Genomic DNA, 20,369 nt, shown 5'->3' with positions numbered 1-20,369 from the left:
GGATACCTGAACCATGTTGCTTTACGGTTATGGGCCGCAGTTGCTGGTCGGCACCTGGGAAACCATCAAACTGGCAGTGCTCTCGCTGCTGGTTTCCCTGGTGCTGGGTCTGGTCGCTGCCCTGATGAAACTGTCCCGCACCTCGCTGCTGCGATGGGTGGGCGGTTTGTATACCACCTTGATCCGGGGCGTCCCGGATCTGGTGCTTTTGATGTTGTTCTTTTTCAGCTTGCAAATCTGGCTGAACGAACTGACTGACTGGCTGGAATGGGACATGATCGAGATCGATCCCTTCGGAGCCGGTGTGGTCACGCTGGGCTTTATTTATGGTGCTTACTTTGCCGAAACCTTCCGTGGCGCCCTGATGGCTATCCCCAAGGGCCAAATGGAAGCGGGCAAAGCCTGTGGCTGGAGCGCCTGGCAAGTTCTGCATCGCATCCAGATTCCTCAGATGATGCGCTACGCCCTGCCCGGACTGGGCAATAACTGGCAAATCCTGCTCAAATCCACCGCGCTGGTGTCCCTGATCGGCCTGAGCGATGTGGTCAAGATTGCGCAAAATGCCGGTAACGCGACCTTCAACTCCTTCCTCTTTGTGGGCATCACTGCCCTGATCTATCTGGGCCTGACCGCCGTCAGCAATATTGGACTGGGCTACCTGGAACGACGCTACAACATTGGCGTGAAAGGAGCACAGTTCTAATGGATGTTCTGAACGAATTCTGGCGCGCCTATCTGTACCAAAGCAATGGTCAGCTCTCGGGTCTGGCCATGACACTTTGGCTGCTGGTGATCTCGGTTGCCATCGGCTTTTTCCTGTCGATTTTCATGGCCATTGGCCGTGTCTCGGGCAAGGCCTGGCTATCGCGCCCTATCGGTGCCTTCACCTACTTTTTCCGTGGCACCCCCTTGTACGTGCAGATCCTGCTGATCTACACCGCCATGTACAAGCTGGCCATCGTCAAATCCGTACCTGCACTGGAAGCCTTCTTCATGAGCGGCTTCAATTGCATGATTCTGGCGCTGACCTTGAACACTGTTGGCTACACCACCGAGATTTTTGCCGGAGCTATCCGCTCTATGCCTCCCGGTGAAGTCGAGTCGGCCCGTGCCTATGGCATGTCCGGCTGGACCTTGTACCGCCGCGTGATCCTGCCGCAAGCCCTGCGTCGTGTGCTGCCTGCTTACAGCAATGAAGTGGTGCTGATGCTGCATGCTACCTCGCTGGCTTTTACCGCTACCGTTCCTGACCTGCTCAAGATCGCGCGCGATGCCAATGCGGCCACCTACCAAACCTTTACCTCCTACGGGATTGCTGCACTGATTTACCTGTGCGTGTCCTTTATTCTGGTGGGTATCTTCCGTATCGTGGAAAAGCGCCAAATGGCATTTTTGAATCACTGAACGCTGAAGAGCTGAGGTGCTGAGGTGCTGAGGTGCTGAGGTGCTGAGGTGCTGAGGTGCTGAGGTGCTGAGGTGCTGAGGTGCTGAGGTGCTGAGGTGCTGAGGTGCTGAGGTGCCGAACAAGAAAAAAGGGCCGCTTTCACAAGCCGCCCTTTTTTCTTTAGCGATACAGCTGCCGTGTCAGTCCCCCGTATGATCCAGGTTCTGATAACGCATCTGGCGCCCCATCACGCCGGCCATCATCAGAAAGAAAGTCAGGCCGCGACGCACTTCCGGCTCCTTGGCCAGGCGTACGAGCCCCATCAGGGTCGGTGTGGTCTCCGTAGCCCGCACCTGGTCCGCAGCCATACGTGCCGCGTTTCCAACCGACCAGGCGGCCCCTATGCCCTCCTCAAAGCCCTTCATAAGCTTTTCAAGCATATAGTCGTCGCTCATATCGACCAGATCGGCCAGTAAGGACACCGCATCCACCACCCGATTAAGGCGACCGCCGGCCAACAAAGGTTCGATCTTGCCGATCAGTTCATCCAGGCCCTTGATGCCAGGGTCTTCTCCCAGCAAACTTTCCAGGGCTGTCGGTTTTTTCTGAGTCGCACCCGCGTCTTCGGGGTTCAAGGATTTATCCGATACCGAATTCATCTGTCTCTCCTGACTTAAACCAAGCCACGGGCCACGGCCCAGTAAATACCCCGATTAAAGCCCTTGCGCAGCAGTCCACCCAATTTGGTGGGCGGCGTGGGGTGCACATCCTCCTTGTAGTCGTACCAGAGCGGCATACCGCCCTCCAGACCCATTTGGGCTACCGCCACCACACGGCCATCGTATTCGTCGCTGGTACGTCCAAATCGCAGCTCTGAGGCCAGGTTGTTGACGACAACAGGAGACTGGTTGTGGCAAGAACCACCGGCTTTACTGATAGGCAGGTCCACCGTGTCACCCAGCACATATACATTGTCCAGGCCCAGCACTTTCATGGTTTGGTGATCCGTAGGCACCCAGCCTTCGTTATCGGCAGCCTGCGAAATTCCGGAGTCGCGCACCGCAGGCACGGCCGTAATGGGAGGAGTCGCCATCAGAAGGTCGAATGGCTCTTCTGCGCCTTCTTCGGAATAGGCTATCTTGCGCTCAGGGTCCACCCGGCTCAAAGTGAAACCACGCTGGTGCTTGATGTCCCGGTCCTCAAAAATCGGTGGCAGCACTTGGCAAACCTCATTTTGCAGGAACAAGCAATTGCGCAGCAATTGGGAGGTGGTCGGATAGGTGTAGGCAATCTCCACCTTGTCACGCACACCACGTCGACGCAGGTACTCGTCCAGCATCAAGGTTGTTTCCACCGGAGCAATCCCGCATTGGTGGGGCACATTATGGGTTTTAGGAAAGGTCACCGTAATAAGCACGCGGCCTTTTTCCAGCTTGCTCAGGCGATCAGCCAACTGGCGCGCAGGGGCGTGCTGATAGAAGTGATCGCCGCCCTCTTTCAGACCTTCGATTTTTTCCGGGGAGGGGACGCAGCCGGTAGACAGAACCAGGTAGTCATAGTCGATCTTCTTGCCGCTGGCGCAATGCAGACGGCTGGCCTTGAAGTCAAAACCACTGACTTCCTCTAGCTGAAAATCAATTTCGGGGCGCAAAAGTGAAATTTGCGGACGTCGCAACTCGTCCCGAAAAAAAGCATCAAACGCCACGTACATAAAAGCGGGCTTGTAATAATGCCAGGGGGAATTGGACAGCATGGTAATACGGACTTTACCGGAGCGAATTTCCGGGTATAGCTTGGTCACCAGATGATTGGCGGTCATCGTACCGCCAATCCCACCACCTACAATCACAATATGCTGCACCATCAGTATTCTCCTTAATGGGGGAAACTGCGTAGAGCATCCTGAGTTATCAAAATCCCATAAAAAACAGGATGATACACAGCAATAACTGAGACTTCGCAAAGCGAGCTTGGTAATGTGTCCAGCCAGTTTGTATCAGGCAGGTATTAAGCAAAAATTAAAGCAACTCATCAAATTCAATAAGCCACTTAATCAATTTTATTTATCCCACACCCTTTCTTGAATTTAAAAATCAAGCTGGGGTGCTTATGCATACACCCCAGCTTTTTAATACCGCGTTCTAAATCCGGCTGACGCCAACCATAGTAAGACAAAAAAAACGCCTGCATCAAGCAGGCGTTTTCTCGTATCGCTAAACCCGAAGAATTAACTTTCGCGTTGGCTGCGACGGCGCTCGTGTTCTTTCAGGTAACGCTTGCGCAGGCGAATGGACTTGGGAGTCACTTCAACCAGCTCGTCGTCATCCAGGAAGTCCACGGCGTATTCAAGAGTCAGACGAATAGGTGGAACCAGATCAATGTGCTCGTCCTTGCCGGAAGCACGCACGTTGGTCAGTTTCTTTTCCTTGATGGGGTTAACCACCAGGTCGTTGTCGCGGCTGTGAATACCGATGATCATGCCTTCGTACAGGGCATCACCCGGGGACACGAACATGCGACCACGATCCTGCAGCTTCCACAAGGCGTAGGCCACGGCATCACCGTCGTCCTGGCTGATCAGCACGCCGTTACGACGCTCGCCAACCGTGCCTTCGCGCATGGGGCGGAACTCGTCAAAGGTGTGGCTCATCAAGCCGGTACCGCGTGTCAGCGTCATGAACTCGCCCTGGAAGCCGATCAGGCCACGGGCGGGAATACGGTACTCCAGACGTGTACGACCACGGCCATCGGCAACCATATCCTGCAAGTCACCACGACGGCGACCCAGCTCTTCCATCACGCCGCCTTGGTGGCCGTCTTCGACGTCCACGGTCAGTTGCTCGTAGGGCTCCATCTTGACGCCGTTCTCTTCACGAATCAGCACGCGTGGACGCGACACGGCCATTTCATAGCCTTCACGACGCATGTTTTCGATCAGAATGGTCAAGTGCAACTCACCGCGACCGCACACTTCAAATACGGTGTCGTCGTCGGTTTCGTTAACACGCAAAGCCACGTTGGATTTCAGTTCGCGGTCCAGACGGTCACGCAACTGACGGCTGGTCACGAACTTGCCTTCACGGCCTGCCAGAGGCGAGGTGTTCACCATGAAGTTCATGGTCAGCGTAGGCTCGTCAATGCGCAGCAAAGGCAGAGCTTCCTGGTGAGCAGGATCGGTCACCGTGCAACCAATGCCCAGCTCTTCAATACCGTTGATCAGCACGATGTCGCCGGCTTCGGCTTCGTCCACCGATACACGCTCCAGGCCCTTGAACTTCAGAACCTGATTGATACGGCCTTTGATGACTTCGCCATCAGGACCAAATTTCACGACCACGTCCTGGGCAGCGCGCACGCGGCCACGGTTCACACGGCCTACACCGATCTTGCCCACGTAGGAGCTGTAGTCCAGCGAACAGATCTGCAACTGCAACGGTGCGTTGACGTCGTCCTCACGCTGGGGCACATGCTCCAGGATAGCGTCGAACAAAGGACGCATATCGCCTTCACGCACGTCTTCGGTCAAACCGGCGTAGCCCGACAGACCCGATGCGTAAATGATGGGGAAATCCAGCTGTTCGTCGGTCGCGCCCAGTTTGTCGAACAAGTCGAACGTGGCGTTGATCGCGAAGTCAGGACGGGCGCCTGGACGGTCAACCTTGTTGACCACCACAATCGGACGCAGACCCAGTTCCAGAGCTTTGCGAGTCACAAAACGGGTTTGAGGCATGGGGCCTTCAACCGCATCCACCAGCAACAACACGCCGTCAACCATGGACAGCACGCGTTCGACCTCACCACCGAAGTCAGCGTGACCGGGGGTGTCGATAATGTTGATGTGGGTGCCTTCGTATTCGACGGCACAGTTCTTCGCCAGAATGGTAATACCGCGTTCTTTCTCGATATCGCCCGAGTCCATGACACGTTCGGAGATATGTTCGTTGTCACGGAACGTACCTGCCTGTCTCAACAATTGATCGACCAGGGTGGTCTTCCCGTGGTCAACGTGGGCAATAATGGCCACATTGCGCAATGCGCGTCTCATAACTCATCCTTCTGATTGAAGTTTTTTGGGCAAAATCTCGGTAGGCAAGCTCTCGATGGCCAGCAAGGCCGACATCGGGTCTTCCATCGCCTGCAACCCGTCCAGGGTGTAGGCGTCGTCGATATGAAAAGGTCCTAATTCTGTCCGGCGCAAGGCCGTCAGATGGGCAAAACACCCCAGAGCACGTCCAATGTCTTGCGCCAGGGTCCGGATATAGGTTCCCTTGCTGCAACGTACAAACAAACGCGCCGATTGCGGCGTAAAGTCTTGCACCTGCAAATCGTGAATCACGAGATGTCGTGCCTCACGTTCCAGCTCTATACCCTGACGGGCATATTCATACAGGGGCTTGCCATCGCGCTTGAGCGCGGAATACATGGGCGGCACCTGGGTAATGGGTCCTCGGAAAGCAGGTAGAACTGCTTCCAGCGCCTCGAGGGTGACACCGGCAAAATCTGCCGGAGCCTGGGACACCACATTGCCGGTCAAGTCACCTGAATCGGTTTCCTGCCCAAACTGCAAGGTAGCTTCATAGGCTTTGTCTGCTTCCAGCATCGTGGCGGAAATCTTGGTAGCCCGGCCAAAACAGCAAACCAGCAGGCCCGTTGCAAACGGGTCCAGGGTTCCAGTATGGCCAGCTTTGCGGGCATCCAGAGTGCGGCGGGCACGCTGCAAAGCGTGGTTGCTGGACATTCCGTCGGACTTGTCCAGTAGCAGCACACCATCAATCAACTGCCCGCGTTTTCGCGTAGCCATCGTGTGTCAATCCGTGAAGAAACAACAGCCGCGTCAGGGCTGTTCGTCTGGCTCGTCCGATTTGGAAGCAGAGCCAGTCAATTCGCTATCGGCCTGGTTGGCGCTGTCGATGAGCTTGGAGAGCTCCATGCCGCGTTCCAACTGTCGGTCGTGATGAAAATGCAGAGTAGGAACCGTGTGGATGTGCAGCAGCTTGAACAGCAGCGAATGCAACCAACCGGCCTTCTCGGTCAAAGCCGCCTGAGCGACTTCGGGCTCGGCGCCCAGCACCGAGTAATACACTTTGGCGTGTGCGTAGTCTGGAGACAGCTCCACGCCGGTCAAGGTAATCAGACCAGCGCGGGTCATGTCGATCTCGCGCTGGATCAGGACCGCCAGATCCTTCTGGATCTGGTCGGCCAGGCGCAGGTTGCGCCCTGGGTTTGGTTTGGACTTGTGTCGTGCCATAAATTACAGTGTCCGGGCGATCTCTTTGATCTCGAAGATCTCAAGCTGGTCGCCCACTTGGATGTCGTTGTTGCCACGCAGCGTGATACCGCAATCGAAGCCGGAACGCACTTCCTTGACGTCGTCCTTGAAGCGACGCAGGGAATCCAGGTAGCCACTCCAGTGCACGACGTTGTTGCGCAGCAAGCGAACTTGCGAATCGCGACGGACCACGCCTTCGGTAACCATACAACCGGCGATATTGCCAATACGCGACACGTTGTAGACTTCGCGGATTTCAACCATACCGATGACTTCTTCGCGCTGCTCGGGAGCCAGCATGCCGGACAGGGCTGCTTTGACCTCGTCAACCGCATCGTAAATGATGTTGTAGTAACGCAGATCAATGCCGTTGGCTTCAGCCAGTTTCTTGGCGCTTTGCTCGGCACGGACGTTAAAGCCGATCACTACCGCGTTGGACGCAATCGCCAGGTTGACGTCGCTCTCGGAGATGCCACCCACGGCGGCGTGTACAACCACCACGCGCACTTCGTCGGTAGACAGCTTGACCAGCGACTGCACCAGCGCTTCCTGCGAACCCTGTACGTCGGTCTTGATGATGAGCGACAGGGTTTGCGTGCCTTCGCCCAGGTTGTCGAACATGGACTCCAGCTTGGCGGCCTGTTGACGCGACAGTTTCACATCACGGAACTTGCCTTGACGGAACAGCGCGATCTCACGAGCTTTACGTTCGTCAGCCATCACAACCAATTCATCACCCGCAGCGGGCACTTCAGTCAGACCCTGGATTTCTACAGGAATCGACGGACCCGCCGAACTCAGTGACTTGCCGGTTTCGTTCAGCATGGCGCGAACGCGACCGAAGGAGGCGCCGACCAGCACGCTGTCACCACGGTTCAAGGTACCGCTTTGAACCAGGATGGTGGCCACAGGACCGCGGCCCTTGTCCAGACGGGCTTCAATAACCGTACCCTTGGCAGGTGCGTCAACCGGAGCCTTCAACTCCAGCATTTCGGCCTGCAGCAGCACGTTTTCCAGCAATTCGTCGATGCCCTGGCCGGTCTTGGCCGACACAGGAATAAAGGGCACATCGCCACCGTATTCTTCAGGCACCACTTCTTCTGCTACCAGTTCCTGCTTGACGCGCTCTGGATTAGCTTCAGGTTTATCAATCTTGTTGATCGCCACCACCAGCGGCACGCCAGCGGCGCGAGCGTGGTGAATGGCTTCACGGGTCTGGGGCATCACACCGTCATCGGAGGCCACCACCAGAATCACCACGTCAGTGGCTTTGGTACCGCGAGCACGCATGGCCGTAAAGGCTTCGTGACCGGGGGTGTCCAGGAACGTAGCCGTGCCACGTTCTGTCTTGACGTTGTACGCACCGATGTGCTGTGTAATACCACCGGCCTCGCCCGAGGCGATCTTGGCACGACGGATGTAGTCCAGCAGCGAAGTCTTACCGTGGTCAACGTGACCCATGACAGTTACCACTGGAGCACGGGGCTTCAGTTCGGCGTCGTTCTGAGCATCGGTATCGACCAGGAAGGCTTCAGGATCGTCCAGCTTGGCAGCAATCGCCTTGTGACCCAGTTCTTCGACCAGAATCATGGCTGTTTCCTGATCCAGAACCTGGTTGATGGTAACCATCTGACCCAGCTTCATCAGGTGCTTGATCACCTCGGCAGCCTTGACGGCCATACGGTGAGCCAGGTCGCTGACCGAAATGGTTTCCGGCACGTGCACTTCACGGGCAATGAATTCTGCCACTTGTGGTTCGCGGCGCTCGGCCTGAGCGTTGCGGCCACCACGCCCCCCCTTGCCACGACCTGCCTTGGCATTGGCTTTCCAGCCTTCACGACCACCACCGGCACCGGCGGAAGCCACATCAGCCTTGGAAGGCTGCTTCTTGCGACTAGCATCGCTGGTCCAGCCAGGAGTGCTGTCAGTCTTGACGGGTTTGCCCGGGGCCTTCTCGGTCTTGGAGCCTTTGGCGTCTTTCTTCTGAGCGCCCTTGGCACCTGCCTTGCTATCAGCCTCTGGCTCGGGAGCACGCAAGACCTTACGAGGACGGTTCAACATATCGCGCAACGCAGCGGCTTCGGCCTCTGCGGCCTTACGGGCGCGATCACGATCCTGGTCTTGCTCCACATCGGCGGCAACAGGAGGAATCACCGGGCCACGCACTGCACGGCGCTGACCAGTAGCGGCCATATCCCGAGGTTTTCCAGTCGAAGTGGGCGTTTTAGTCCCTTGAGGGTGCTGATTTTTATTCACAGAGTTAGCTTGACGGGCGTCGTTTACAGATTTAGTAGGTTCCACGGGCTTTTCTTGGGCCGTAGGAGAGGGAGCCGATTCGGCCTTTTCCTGAACAGGCGCTGCCGCGGCTTCGGATGGCTCCGTTGCAGCAGGTGCTTGTTCCTGAGGCTGAGGCTCGGGTTTCTTTGTATCTTCCTGAGCAGCCTCAACGGGCTGTGCAGGAGCAGCAGGTTCGGGCGCAGGCTCGGCAACAGGAGTCGGCTCGGGAGCAGCGACCACTTCGGGCTCAGGCTCTGGCTTGGGCTCAGGCTTGGGCTCGACAGGGGCTTGCTCTTTCACAGGAGCTTCAGGAGTTGCTGCCACAGGATCTACGGGCTTGCTGACAGGCACGGCAGGCGCCTGTTCAACAGCTTGCTTTTCCTGACTGGCCGCCTGGGCCTGAGCAGCTTGCTCCTTTGCATTTTCCTGTGCCAATGCCGCATTGGCTTCTGCCACCAGCTCGGAGGGATCACGCTTTACAAACACGCGTTTTTTGCGTGTTTCCACCTGAATCGTGCGGGAGCGACCCGATCCGTCATCCTGACGGATCTCCGATGTTTGACGGCGAGTCAGGGTGATCTTGTTGCCTTCCTGACTGCCGTGCGAGCGGCGCAACGATTCAAGCAGCTTCGCCTTATCCGAATCAGTGATGGCGTCATCAACTGATTTGAGCTCAATACCTGCGCTACGCAACTGCTCCAGCAGAACATTCGCAGGCATTTTCAGTTCTTGAGCGAACTGGGCGACAGTGTTACTCGACATTCGACTCTCTCTTGCTTTACTACAACTATTCTTAATGAATACAACGCGCGGGACCTAGCTAGACATATCAGGCCTCGTCGTCAAACCAGTGGGCACGGGCACGCATGATCAGTTCGCTGGCCGCATCTTGCGCCAGGCCGGTCATCTCGGACAGTTCGTCCGTTGCCAGTTCCGCCAGTTCATCCAGCGTTGTAATCTCGTTTTCGGCCAGTACGGCGATCAGCTCAGGCGTCATGCCCTCGACTCCTGCCAGTTCCTTGACCGCGGTCTGTACCAATTCTTCCTTGGCGATGGCCTCGCTCAGCAGCGCATTGCGGGCGCGGGCACGCAGCTCGTTGACGGTTTCTTCGTCAAAGGCTTCGATGTCCTGCAATTCCTGCAGAGGCACATAAGCGATTTCTTCCAGACCGGTAAACCCTTCGTCGATCAGAATATCGGCCACGGCTTCGTCCACATCCAGACGGGACATGAAGGTAGCGCGCAATTCTTCGCGCTCTTCGTCCTGACGGTTGCGGCTTTCTTCCGGTGTCATGATGTTGATCTGCCAGCCCGTCAATTCCGATGCCAGACGCACGTTCTGACCACGCGAACCAATCGCCTTGGGCAGGTTTTCCTCGTCTACCACCACATCCATGGCGTGCTTGTCTTCGTCCACCAGAATGGATTCGACGTGTGCCGGTGCCAGAGCACCGATCACGAATTCGGCCGGATCATCGGCCCACAACACGATATCGACCTGCTCGCCGCCCAGTTCGTTACGCACCGCAGTAACGCGCGAACCTCGCATGCCCACACAAGTACCGATAGGATCGATACGCTTGTCGTAAGCAATAACAGCGATCTTGGCGCGCACACCCGCATCACGGGCAGCGGCCTTGATTTCCAGCAGGCCCTGTTCGATCTCGGGTACTTCGTTCTCGAACAGTTCTTTAATGAATTCAGGTGCTGTACGCGACAAGATGACCTGCTGGCCACGTGCTGCGTAGTCCACCTTCTGTACCCAGGCGCGGACACGGTCGCCCACGCGGATATTTTCCTTGGGGATCATTTCCGAACGAGGCAAACGTGCTTCGATCTTGCCCATTTCGATAATGGCATCGCCCTTGTCCATGCGCTTGACCGTACCGGAAACAATGGTCTCACCACGCTCCAGAAAGTCGTTGAGCACTTGCTCGCGCTCGGCATCACGGATTTTTTGCAGGATGGCCTGCTTGGCAGCCTGGGCACCGATACGGCCAAACTCGATAGGCTCGAGTGGCTCTTCGATGTAATCGTCCACTTGCAGCTCGGGATCGATCTCCTGGGCGTCCGACAGCATCTCCTGCTTGTCCGGCTCTTGCAGACCGGCCTCGTCGGGCACGACCAGCCAGCGCCGGAAGCCTTCGTGGGCGCCGGTTTCCCTGTCGATTTCCACACGGATATCGACATCTTCCTTGAAGCGCTTTTTCATGGCCGAGGCCAAGGCGCTCTCGAGCGCGGTGAACACGACATCACGCGCTACGGATTTTTCACGCGCCAGCGCATCGACCAGCAATAGAATTTCGCGACTCATCGCTTCTTACCCTTGAAATCAAGAACGGGATCCAATTTGGCACGATCCACCTGGTCATAGGTGAATTCGACCTGCGTCAGCTTGCCCGATGCTTCGTCCAGTTCCAGCCTAAAAACGGTATCCAGCGGAACACTAGCCGGTAGCGCCCCTTCAGGAGCGTGGAGCGTACCCACAAACACTTTCCGATTGTCGAGCGCCTCGTGCAGGCGCACCTGCACCCGACTGCCCGCAAAGCGCACGTAATCGCCAATACGCAACAAGGGGCGATCTATCCCCGGCGAGGCCACTTCCATGCGCTTGTAATCCACGTTTTCCACTTCGAAAACGCGTGATAATTGTTTAGACACCCATTCACAGTGTTCGATACGCACCCCTTCCGGGTGATCGATGACGATGCGTAACAAGCCTAGCGGCGCACGCTCCACGTCCACCAGTTCGTACTCGGTACCCGCCAGGGTCTCTTGTGCCAAAGCTAGAATGTCTGCCATAAAATCCAAAAAAAATGGGCTGTACGCCAGCCCATGGTCACCATGCACGCTTGAGAATCAAGCGGGCCCTGGTCTTGCGCATTGCCAACGTCAAATCGGGATAGTTGCAGGCGCAACCGAACCGTATGATCCACGCGGTCTCTGCCTTGAAAGACCGCCCTATTCGCTGGCGCGCAGCATCAAAAAAGACCCAGCCGACACAAACGTCTCTGAGCCAAGTTCTATATTCTACCAGAAAACCGGAAAATACGTGCATTCACACGGCCTTACAGGCCCAAACCGCAGGGTTCGGGCCACAAACTCAAAGTCCGTGCGTCCTGGCTTTACCGGCGCCCGCGTCCCAGGTGGGATTCATGGGCCGCCGAGCTGGCTGGTTGCCAGTCATCATCACGACGGCTGACACGGCGCACCACCGTTGTTTTCTTCACATGAGCCTTGGGAGTTTGCCCGGCTCCGGCACGATCGGACGCGCCGCGACGGGCCGAAGGCGCACGTCCTTCCTGAGCACCGCGAGCGTGACCACCACGGGCCTGATCACCACGCCCCTGCTCACCGCGCGCCTGGTCGCCACGCACTGGACGGCGGCCATTGTGCACACGCGCACCTTCCTGCGAACGCCCCTCGCGACTGCGACCTTCATGCGCGCGTCCTTCCGAAGAACGCCCTTCCGCCGAACGACCGCGTTGCTGGCCACCACGTACACCCTGACCGCTACGTGGAGCACCACGCCCTTGACCACCGTGTTCACGACGACCACCATCAGGATGGCCATTGGCCAGACCACCGCTAATGAACAAGGCACCGCTGACGGATTCGTTTACACGCACATTATTTGAGGAGCGACCGCGACCTGCCACACGACCACCACGCCCCATGCGAGCACCACTCAGACCGTTGTGCTCCAGCGTACCGAAACCGGGAGGCAAAGCGCTGTCGTGGGACAGAGGTTGACGTTCGCGACGCTGGTGGGTGCCTTCGTCATCCGACTCTTTCACCAGCCCCAGGCGCAGCATGAATGCCATCACCACATCAGCATCCAATTCTTCCCAACGGCCACGGCGCAGATTTTTAGGCAGACCCACATCCCCAAAACGAGTGCGAATCAGACGGCTGACCGTCACACCCATCGCTTCAAACATACGGCGCACTTCACGGTTACGGCCTTCATGAATAGTGACGCGATACCAACGGTTGCTGCCTTCGCCACCCAAAAATTCGATCATGCCGAACTTGGCCACACCGTCCTCCAACTGCACGCCATCGCGCATGGATTGCATTTGCTCTTCGCTCAGCTCACCCAGAACACGTACAGCGTATTCACGCTCGGCACCGTAGCGCGGATGCATCATGCGGTTGGCAATATCACCCGATGTCGTGAAGATCAGCAAACCCTCGGTATTCAAATCCAGTCGACCGACCGACAACCACTTGCCCACTTTCAGGGAAGGCAGGCGACCAAACACGGTGGCACGGCCTTCGGGATCGTCGTGCGTGACAATTTCGCCAGCCGGCTTGTGATACAGAATCACGCGCGGAGGACGCTTGGTGTTCGCACGATTGATCAATTGACCATTGATACGCACCTTGTCATCGGCACTGACACGTTGACCGATATGGGCAGGTTCGCCATTCACGGAGACACGACCTGCAACGATCAGCTCTTCCATATCGCGGCGCGAGCCGATACCGGCTTCGGCCAGCACCTTGTGCAATTTAGGCTGCACCAAGTCGCTGCCCATGTATTTGCCCAGACGCTGCGACAAACGGCTTTGCTTGTCCAGATGACTGAATGCGATGTCATCATCACCATCCAGAATCACGACAGGAGCGTCATCAGCAGGGTTCGAGTAACGAGCGGCCTGGGTGTTGCCCGGACGCTTGTTGGCACCACCGCGTGTATCTTGACGACGGCCAGCAGCCGCTGGTTTGCGTCGATTGTTTTGTGGGCGAGCCGGACGGGCCTTGGCTTCGCCAGGAGCAGCCGCCTGGGTCTCTTCATTCTGACGAGGAGCCGACTCTTGCGTGGCATCGCCACGACGGCGGCGAAACGGGGTGCGCAGCTTGCGCCCTTGGCCCTTCGCGCGGGGATTCTTGGGGTCGGCCGCGCCAGAGGCGTCCGACATGGAGGCTGTGTTCGTCTCGTGCGAATCAGTCATTTTTAATCATTTACTCCAGAGTTTTTTATTTCGTCCGGTACCTGTATATCCGATAGGCCAGCCGCAGCCTGGGCCTCATCCACGGGGTCCGGTGTCGTATTCACTTCAGCTTGTTCGGTTTGTGGCAGCTCCGCTTCTGAAACTGCCTCAAGCAAATCGTCCTGACTGCCTGGCTCGAAATCCGGTTCGGACTCCAGCTCAAGCTGAGCAACAGAGGCCTGTAGCGGCTCCATGCTCACTTCCAAAGCAGCGTCTTGCTCTGCTTCTAGTTCTATTTCTTGCCCTGCTTCGGAACCAGTTTGCTGCCCAACCACAGATGCAGACTCTTGCTCTGCACCCTGCTCTGCCGCTTGCTCCTGGCTCTGATCCTGATGATCCCCGCCCTGCTGTTGATCTTGCTGTTGATCCTGTTGCTGATCCCGTTCTTGATCCGATTCTTTGTTCTGCTCCTGATCAGCCGACGCAGTTGCTTGCCCGTTTGGCAAGGAAGCCAAGGCATCCAGGGAGTCCAGAGTTTCAACCGAAGGCAACTCATCCAAAGAGCGCAGACCCAGATCATTCAGAAACTGACGGGTCGTTCCCAGCAATGCCGGGCGTCCGGGCGCATCACGATAGCCCAGCACTTCAATCCAGCCCCGATCCTCCAGGGTACGCACAATTTGAGTCGATACGCTCACACCACGTATGTCCTCAATATCCCCACGGGTAACAGGTTGCCGCCAAGCAATAATCGCCAAGGTTTCCAGCACGGCCCGCGAATACTTGGGCGCGCGCTCCAGACTAAGACGGGACAAAAACACTTGCATGGCCGGGCGACTTTGAAAGCGCCAACCCGAGGCAACCTGAACCAATTCCAGGCCACGCTCTTTCCAATCCAATTGCAAGATAGCCAGATAACGGCGCAGATCATCCGCGCTCAGCGGCGGGGAGACAAACATTTTGCGCAACTCGGCGCTGTTCATGGGCTGCTGTGCACACAGCAAAGCCGTCTCCAGGACTCGGATTATTTCACTTTCAGTCACTGCTGGGAAGCCTCACTTTCTGGCGATACTTGCATAAAGCAAAAATTCCATGTTAGTATTTATCTTTTCCGGCGCGGGGTGGAGCAGCATGGTAGCTCGTCGGGCTCATAACCCGAAGGTCGTAGGTTCAAATCCTGCCCCCGCAACCATCACCCGGAACTGCTTAGCAGAATCAAACAAGCCAGCCAATTTGTGCTGGCTTTTTTGTTGCCCGCTGTTTTGATCTGCAATCTTGCGCGCGGCGCAGCCCACAGTCAGAACACGCAGGCCAGCCATCAGCAATGTGGCAACAACCCCAGCCCAAACAACGGCCACCACAGCAGCCGCAGCACGCATCCGAATCACCATCGTCGCCATCATCGGGCTTTTTTTCATCGGGCCGGAAGCGCACGCAAGCCCGCCGCCCTGGCTCAAACCAGAAACAGCCGCTTTAAAAGCAATTAAAAATGTTGTGTAAGCACACATGCTGATGATGAGTATGTCCGCAAGCCCTATCGGACTGGATTTGAATTGGCGCTCCTGATTGGCGGAACGCGAAAACAGCACAACAACGTTTGGGGCAATAACTGATCGGGGCGACAGGTCTACATTGTCAAATGCCAACATCAAGGCACCAACAGACCACCGCAGGGCTTATCGATTGCCTAAACCTGAAGCAAAGCCAGAAACAGAGAAATTCGTTTTGCCGGGACATCCCGCCTAGTAGGGGAGCCGACTGCTATCAAAGCCAGATGCCAGCCATCAAGAACTGGTCGCTATACAGGAAGCCGCTTGCGCGTTTGAACTTTTTGAAATGCCAGTCCGGCTGAACCTGTAAGCACAGTTCGTATTACACCATTGCGACCAGCAAGACGCAAGAAAATTGAGGATCGTTTTATCCAGCCTTTATGCCCCTTCCAGCGGCAATCGCCAAATATTAATGAAATAAACACGCCACACTATGTACATAATCAAAAACTATGTTATAGTTATTTTTCTGACGCGGGGTGGAGCAGCATGGTAGCTCGTCGGGCTCATAACCCGAAGGTCGTAGGTTCAAATCCTGCCCCCGCAACCAAATTCATTTATCGGCCTCTTGCAGATAAATTTGAAAAAACCGGATTTATTCCGGTTTTTTTTATGCCCGTTGTTTTTAAATAGTCTGGTTTCCTCAAAACAATAAACACGGCGTACCCACGACAAGCCCTCTTCCTGCAGTAACTCCCACCCCGCTAGTACGCCCCCATCTACTTCAAGCACGAAATTTTCTTGACGGCCGCAGTCTCACCGTGCGATAAACCTTCCCGTGCGGGTGATTAGCCAGCTTGAGCATGACCAGAACACAGAATAACAAGTCAGCTCCAGCCCCTCTAATCGTGCTTCAAAACCCGTCAATCAGCTTATCTGTGCGTGAACACAGTGGCATCCCGTGGATGCCGCCAACGCTGTACGTGCACGATCCACAGCCAAGCTGAGTTTCAAGAAAGACGACATCCCTTATGAAAGCCAGGCCGCCTCTTCTCCAGCGCTGGAGCAAGCGCGTGCCTGCGTGATCCTGGGACAAGTCGTACTTTTTCTGCAGTCAATCAAAAACAACCGGAACTGGCTGGAGACAGCCGACTAAAGGATCAAGACATGAAACGAGTACCAGCAACCGCAGGTGCCGCCCTGGCCTTGCTGATGGCCAGCACCAGCACCTTTGCCGCCACCACCTATTTGACTTGCGAGTTTGCCGACCCCTCTGGCAAGCCCCAGGTCTTCAATTTCGCCCTGAATCAAGAGGCAGGAACATTTGGGGTCTACGTTCCTGCTTCGGGCAGCGAAAGAATGGAGCGAGGCACCTTTGCCGACAACAAGGCCAGCCTGAATGAAGGCGCGATTGCTTGGGAAATTGACCTGGCAAGCGGCACCATCATCCGTGATCGCCGCATGGTAGGCGAGAAAGATCAGGGCAGTTGCAGCGCCATTTCCGCCGAACGCAGCGGCTTCGAGCAGTAATCCCCCTCTCCCCCAAAAGACATGTCTCTGCCCCCTCTCCAGGGGCAGCGCAGCTTATCTCTACAGCGCGAAAATGAAGAAACTTACAAGTATTGTGATCCTGGGCGCGATCGGTATTGCCGTCGGGGCCTACGCCAGTGGCCAATTCAATACCTGGCTGCCACAGGAAATGAAGGTCGGCACCTCCAGCAGCTCCCTTCTGGGTAATGGTGAGGTCAACCTGCAAAAACAGGATATGCAACTGGCCGAAAAACTGCAGCCAGTAATTGCCTGCCTGAATGAAGTCGCCAGCCCCTTGAGCCAGCATGCCCAGAAATACATCAAGGAATATCAGAACCTTGTCGCTACCCCCGGCTCCACCCGCATTGCCGCCAGCTTCAAGATCAAGGTGTACGAGCAGAACAACTCCATCTCGCGCGAATGCATCACCCAAATGCGCAATGCCATTACCATGCCTCCGGCCGACGCTGGACTGGACAAGCCAGGTCAAGTGTTTGCTGACACGCTGGAAAAGCTGATTCCCGTCATGAATGAAGCGGATCTCTATTACAGTCGCAAGGACAATATTGACGACCAGATGAAGAAAGGCCGCGAGCTGGACGAGCAGATCATGCCTCTGTTCATCAGCTTCTTTGATGCGGAAGACACGCTCAGACAAACAGTCTCGGAGCGCAATCACAGTCTGCGGGAAAAACAGCTGGTAGCGATTGAAGAGGCTTACGGCACCGAGAACTTTGCTTGGCACACGCTGAATGTCTCTCTGGCCGCCCGCCGCGCCGTTGATGCCATCAGCACGTTGGCAGAGTCCGAGCAGCTCACTGGCCAGTCCATCGAGAAAATCGAGCAAGCGTATCAAGCCGCCTTCGACAAGGCTGATGCCTTTGCCAAAGCACATCCCGACACCAAAACGCAGCTGGGCAACGCGCCCAAGTGGTTTGCCCTGTCCAGCAACTTCAATACCTTCCTGGTGGGCTTGAAGGATCTGCGCCGAGCCCTGGCATCGGACGCAAAGCAAACCAATGTGGAGTACCAGCTCTCCAAGCTGGAGAACGACTACAACAGCATGATCAGAAACTACAACATGCTACCCGACGCCTGACGAAACCAGGCTAATGGCTGCGTTTTCCGTAAGCAGGAGAGCGCAGCCTGCGCCCTGGCAATGGCAGACCCCAAGCAAGATGGGGTTGGTCCGGTATTACAGGGCCTCCCGCCACCAGGGCCAAACGCTCATTAGCGCGCCGCGTCATCCTTGCGAAGATCGAAAAACCGCAAACCATCACGCAGACGATCACGCAGCCAGACATAGACAGACGGGGCTTCTTGCCCTGTATTGAATCTGGCTTGCACCTTCATGCCAGACATCAATTTACGCACCTGATCCACAGACAAGCCAGACTCCAGGCGTGCCGCAGGCCAAGGGGGATCCATTGTCATATCCAGCGACAAGCGTCCTTGAGGCGCGGGTAACTGAGCAATAAATGCCAATAAGGCATTGCGACTGTCCCGATCCGCCACCGAGTCAGGCATCAACTGCACAGAAGTCCGTGCTGCCAGCAAGGCCTTCTCAATACCGGGGCGCGGGTCTTCATACATGCTCATGTTCATCACCAATGCAGGCATGATCATGGACTGGATCAGATTCTGATTATCCAGGTACAGATTCAGACTTTTAAGTTCCGCCTGCTCAAGATCATCCGCGCCCAAGGCACGTCCTGCTGCCGACTCAATCCCGAATTGCGCCTGCGCGCGAACCTCGCGCAAGTACTGACTACGCAGCCGGACCTGCTCCAAATTCAATTGTGCCGAGGCCGAGTCCCACTGGTACTTGAAAGTAAAATCCATAGGCTTGGCCTGCAGGCGCATAACATAGTCCTGCCCTGGCAAACGCCCCGTCAGAACGTAGATTCCGCTCACCCGCAGATCCATGGAGTCAGGAATAGCTTGCCGGTCGGACAACGAGGCCAAGCCTTCATCACGCAAAACTAGCTCATCAAAGGCCAGCAGCATCGACGAAAAACCGGCTGACCATTGTCCGTTCTGAACCCGACAAGCCCCATCCTGATCCTGCATCTGCAACTCGTCGTCGGATTGTGACTGCAAAGCGACGTGATTACGTAAATACTCACAAGCAGGACCTGCTTGAGCCGAACTCGCCAGCACCAGCGCGGCACCCAGCGTCAAAGCAATTTTCTTCATGAATTCCTCGTATTGGGCAAGCACAGGCAACAATGCCAGACAGGCCTTCCCTTTGCATGAAACGCTGGCTAGTATACAAAGCCGTCAGGGGCTATGCCCTACCCCTGTTTCAAAATAGGCTTAGCGACGCCCCCTTTACCATGGCCAGTACTGAACCGATCCAATTCTCACTCTGCACACAACTGAGCCAGCTTGATGCTGCACTCTGGGACGCGCTCTCTGGCCATCACCTACTGCTTAGCCATGCTTTTTTGACGGCCTTGCACGACACGGCTTGCGTCACTCCACAGACAGGCTGGTCACCGCACTACCTGCTGATGCATCGTGGGCAGACACTGTGTGGCGCCGTGCCTTTGTATCTGAAGCATCATTCCCGCGGGGAGTATGTGTTTGACCAGGGCTGGGCTCAGGCCTATCAGCGCCACGGTCTGGACTATTATCCCAAGCTGCTCAGTGCCGTCCCCTTTACGCCCGTCAGCGGCCCACGCCTTCTGGCTCACACTCAGGAAGATCGAGTCCTGCTGGCCCGGCAATTAATCCAGCTGACGCAGAGCAATCAACTGTCCTCTGTGCATGTCCTGTTCCCGAATCCGGACGACAGGCAAGCTCTGGAGCAGGCAGGCTTCATGATTCGCCACGACGTGCAGTTTCACTGGCAAAACCAGAACTACACCAGCTACGAGGACTTCCTGGCCTCCCTGACGCAACAGAAACGCAAAAAAATGCGGCAGGATAGCCGCAAGGTTAACGAGCAAGGCGTATCGTTTGAACACAAGCAGGGACAGAAGATAACGGGGCAGGATCTGGATTACTTCTACCAGTGCTACGCCAATACCTATCAGGAGCGCGGACAACGCCCTTATCTGAATCGGGATTTCTTTGCACGCCTGCACCAGCAGCTGCCCGAATCCCTGGTACTGATTCTGGCGCAACAAGATGGGCAAGATGTAGCCTGCGCCCTGTCGCTGCGGGACGGGCACACACTTTATGGACGTTACTGGGGCTGTACTCGATACGTGCCAGGCCTGCATTTCGAGACCTGCTACAACCAGGCAATTCAGTTCTGCATTGCGCAGCAACTGCGTTTCTTTGAAGGCGGTGCTCAAGGGGAGCACAAGCTCTCGCGAGGTTTGCTGCCCACTCCCACCAGCTCGGCACACTGGATTGCTGACCCCCGCTTTGCCCACGCCATTGAAGAGTTCCTGCATGAAGAAGCGGGCCATGTGGCCCGCTATCAGGAAGCATTAAGCAGCCATACCCCGTTTAAAACGCTGGCAGGCTAAAAA

17 protein-coding genes and 2 tRNA genes are annotated in these 20,369 nt (G+C 56.3%); 8 read left to right on the top strand and 11 right to left on the bottom strand.

The genetic code is table 11. The annotated features are described in order from the left end of the window. The first annotated feature begins 13 nt into the window (after window positions 1-13). The gene (locus KOE80_RS06150) at window positions 14-703 is read left to right on the top strand and encodes an ABC transporter permease (RefSeq protein ID WP_009457595.1); all 690 of its coding nucleotides are present in this window, start codon (window positions 14-16) and stop codon (window positions 701-703) included. Beyond that, complete coding sequence (gene hisM, locus KOE80_RS06145; protein WP_022983563.1) at window positions 703-1,404, top strand: histidine ABC transporter permease HisM; 702 nt, start codon at window positions 703-705, stop codon at window positions 1,402-1,404. Before KOE80_RS06150 ends, hisM begins: the two co-directional genes overlap by 1 nt. 180 nt (window positions 1,405-1,584) lie before the next feature. Here hisM and KOE80_RS06140 read toward each other — a convergent pair whose 3' ends face one another. The 10 genes from KOE80_RS06140 to scpB form a co-directional block, all read right to left on the bottom strand. Further along, window positions 1,585-2,043 carry a DUF1641 domain-containing protein gene (locus KOE80_RS06140; RefSeq protein WP_226348631.1) on the bottom strand — a complete coding sequence of 153 codons (459 nt, stop codon included), beginning with the start codon at window positions 2,041-2,043 and terminating at the stop codon, window positions 1,585-1,587. 14 nt (window positions 2,044-2,057) lie between these two features. Beyond that, entirely contained in the window at window positions 2,058-3,248 is a 1,191-nt protein-coding gene (locus KOE80_RS06135; protein WP_226348630.1) for an FAD/NAD(P)-binding oxidoreductase, read from the bottom strand. Between the two features lie 363 nt (window positions 3,249-3,611). Beyond that, on the bottom strand, window positions 3,612-5,429 hold the full coding sequence (gene typA / locus KOE80_RS06130) for a translational GTPase TypA (RefSeq protein ID WP_009457601.1): 1,818 nt from the start codon (window positions 5,427-5,429) through the stop codon (window positions 3,612-3,614). Window positions 5,430-5,432: 3 nt separating this feature from the next. Continuing rightward, window positions 5,433-6,185 carry a tRNA pseudouridine(55) synthase TruB gene (truB, locus tag KOE80_RS06125; RefSeq protein WP_022983561.1) on the bottom strand — a complete coding sequence of 251 codons (753 nt, stop codon included), beginning with the start codon at window positions 6,183-6,185 and terminating at the stop codon, window positions 5,433-5,435. Between the two features lie 33 nt (window positions 6,186-6,218). Further along, window positions 6,219-6,632 (bottom strand): 30S ribosome-binding factor RbfA, encoded by a 414-nt coding sequence (gene rbfA / locus KOE80_RS06120; protein ID WP_009457603.1) that lies wholly within the window; start codon window positions 6,630-6,632, stop codon window positions 6,219-6,221. Between the two features lie 3 nt (window positions 6,633-6,635). Further along, the gene (gene infB, locus KOE80_RS06115) at window positions 6,636-9,692 is read right to left on the bottom strand and encodes a translation initiation factor IF-2 (protein WP_226348629.1); all 3,057 of its coding nucleotides are present in this window, start codon (window positions 9,690-9,692) and stop codon (window positions 6,636-6,638) included. 67 nt (window positions 9,693-9,759) lie between these two features. Beyond that, window positions 9,760-11,244 (bottom strand): transcription termination factor NusA, encoded by a 1,485-nt coding sequence (gene nusA / locus KOE80_RS06110; protein ID WP_026484319.1) that lies wholly within the window; start codon window positions 11,242-11,244, stop codon window positions 9,760-9,762. Beyond that, window positions 11,241-11,732 (bottom strand): ribosome maturation factor RimP, encoded by a 492-nt coding sequence (gene rimP / locus KOE80_RS06105; protein WP_009457607.1) that lies wholly within the window; start codon window positions 11,730-11,732, stop codon window positions 11,241-11,243. The genes nusA and rimP overlap by 4 nt, the downstream gene beginning before the upstream one ends. A gap of 323 nt (window positions 11,733-12,055) precedes the next feature. Next, a complete protein-coding gene (rluB, locus tag KOE80_RS06100; protein ID WP_226348628.1) occupies window positions 12,056-13,888 on the bottom strand; it encodes a 23S rRNA pseudouridine(2605) synthase RluB in 1,833 nt (610 codons plus the stop codon). Window positions 13,889-13,890: 2 nt separating this feature from the next. Next, complete coding sequence (scpB, locus tag KOE80_RS06095; protein ID WP_226348627.1) at window positions 13,891-14,910, bottom strand: SMC-Scp complex subunit ScpB; 1,020 nt, start codon at window positions 14,908-14,910, stop codon at window positions 13,891-13,893. A 72-nt stretch (window positions 14,911-14,982) separates the two neighbouring features. Between scpB and KOE80_RS06090 the strand changes: the two genes are divergently transcribed. The 5 genes from KOE80_RS06090 to KOE80_RS06070 all read left to right on the top strand — a co-directional run bounded on the left by KOE80_RS06090 (window position 14,983) and on the right by KOE80_RS06070 (window position 17,986). Continuing rightward, window positions 14,983-15,059 (top strand) — tRNA-Met (locus KOE80_RS06090). Between the two features lie 134 nt (window positions 15,060-15,193). Further along, complete coding sequence (locus tag KOE80_RS06085; protein WP_170978587.1) at window positions 15,194-15,367, top strand: hypothetical protein; 174 nt, start codon at window positions 15,194-15,196, stop codon at window positions 15,365-15,367. Between the two features lie 523 nt (window positions 15,368-15,890). Then, a tRNA-Met gene (locus KOE80_RS06080) sits at window positions 15,891-15,967 on the top strand. Between the two features lie 557 nt (window positions 15,968-16,524). Beyond that, window positions 16,525-16,887: a hypothetical protein gene (locus KOE80_RS06075; RefSeq protein WP_137431257.1), complete on the top strand. Its 363-nt coding sequence runs from the start codon at window positions 16,525-16,527 to the stop codon at window positions 16,885-16,887. A 73-nt stretch (window positions 16,888-16,960) separates the two neighbouring features. Next, the gene (locus tag KOE80_RS06070; RefSeq protein WP_226348626.1) at window positions 16,961-17,986 is read left to right on the top strand and encodes a DUF3829 domain-containing protein; all 1,026 of its coding nucleotides are present in this window, start codon (window positions 16,961-16,963) and stop codon (window positions 17,984-17,986) included. Between the two features lie 131 nt (window positions 17,987-18,117). Here the strand turns inward: KOE80_RS06070 and KOE80_RS06065 are convergent, their stop codons facing one another. Further along, window positions 18,118-19,083 carry a hypothetical protein gene (locus tag KOE80_RS06065; RefSeq protein WP_226348625.1) on the bottom strand — a complete coding sequence of 322 codons (966 nt, stop codon included), beginning with the start codon at window positions 19,081-19,083 and terminating at the stop codon, window positions 18,118-18,120. Between the two features lie 140 nt (window positions 19,084-19,223). On the opposite strand from KOE80_RS06065, the gene KOE80_RS06060 reads away from it, so the two are divergent. Beyond that, window positions 19,224-20,366, top strand: a complete 1,143-nt coding sequence (locus KOE80_RS06060) for a GNAT family N-acetyltransferase (protein WP_226348624.1) — start codon at window positions 19,224-19,226, stop codon at window positions 20,364-20,366. The last annotated feature ends 3 nt before the right edge of the window (window positions 20,367-20,369 follow it).

The organism is Alcaligenes sp. 13f (assembly GCF_020496585.1).
Taxonomy (GTDB): domain Bacteria; phylum Pseudomonadota; class Gammaproteobacteria; order Burkholderiales; family Burkholderiaceae_B; genus Alcaligenes; species Alcaligenes phenolicus.
The sequence above is the reverse complement of the archived record's forward strand: the minus strand, read 5'-3'. Positions and strand labels throughout refer to the sequence as shown.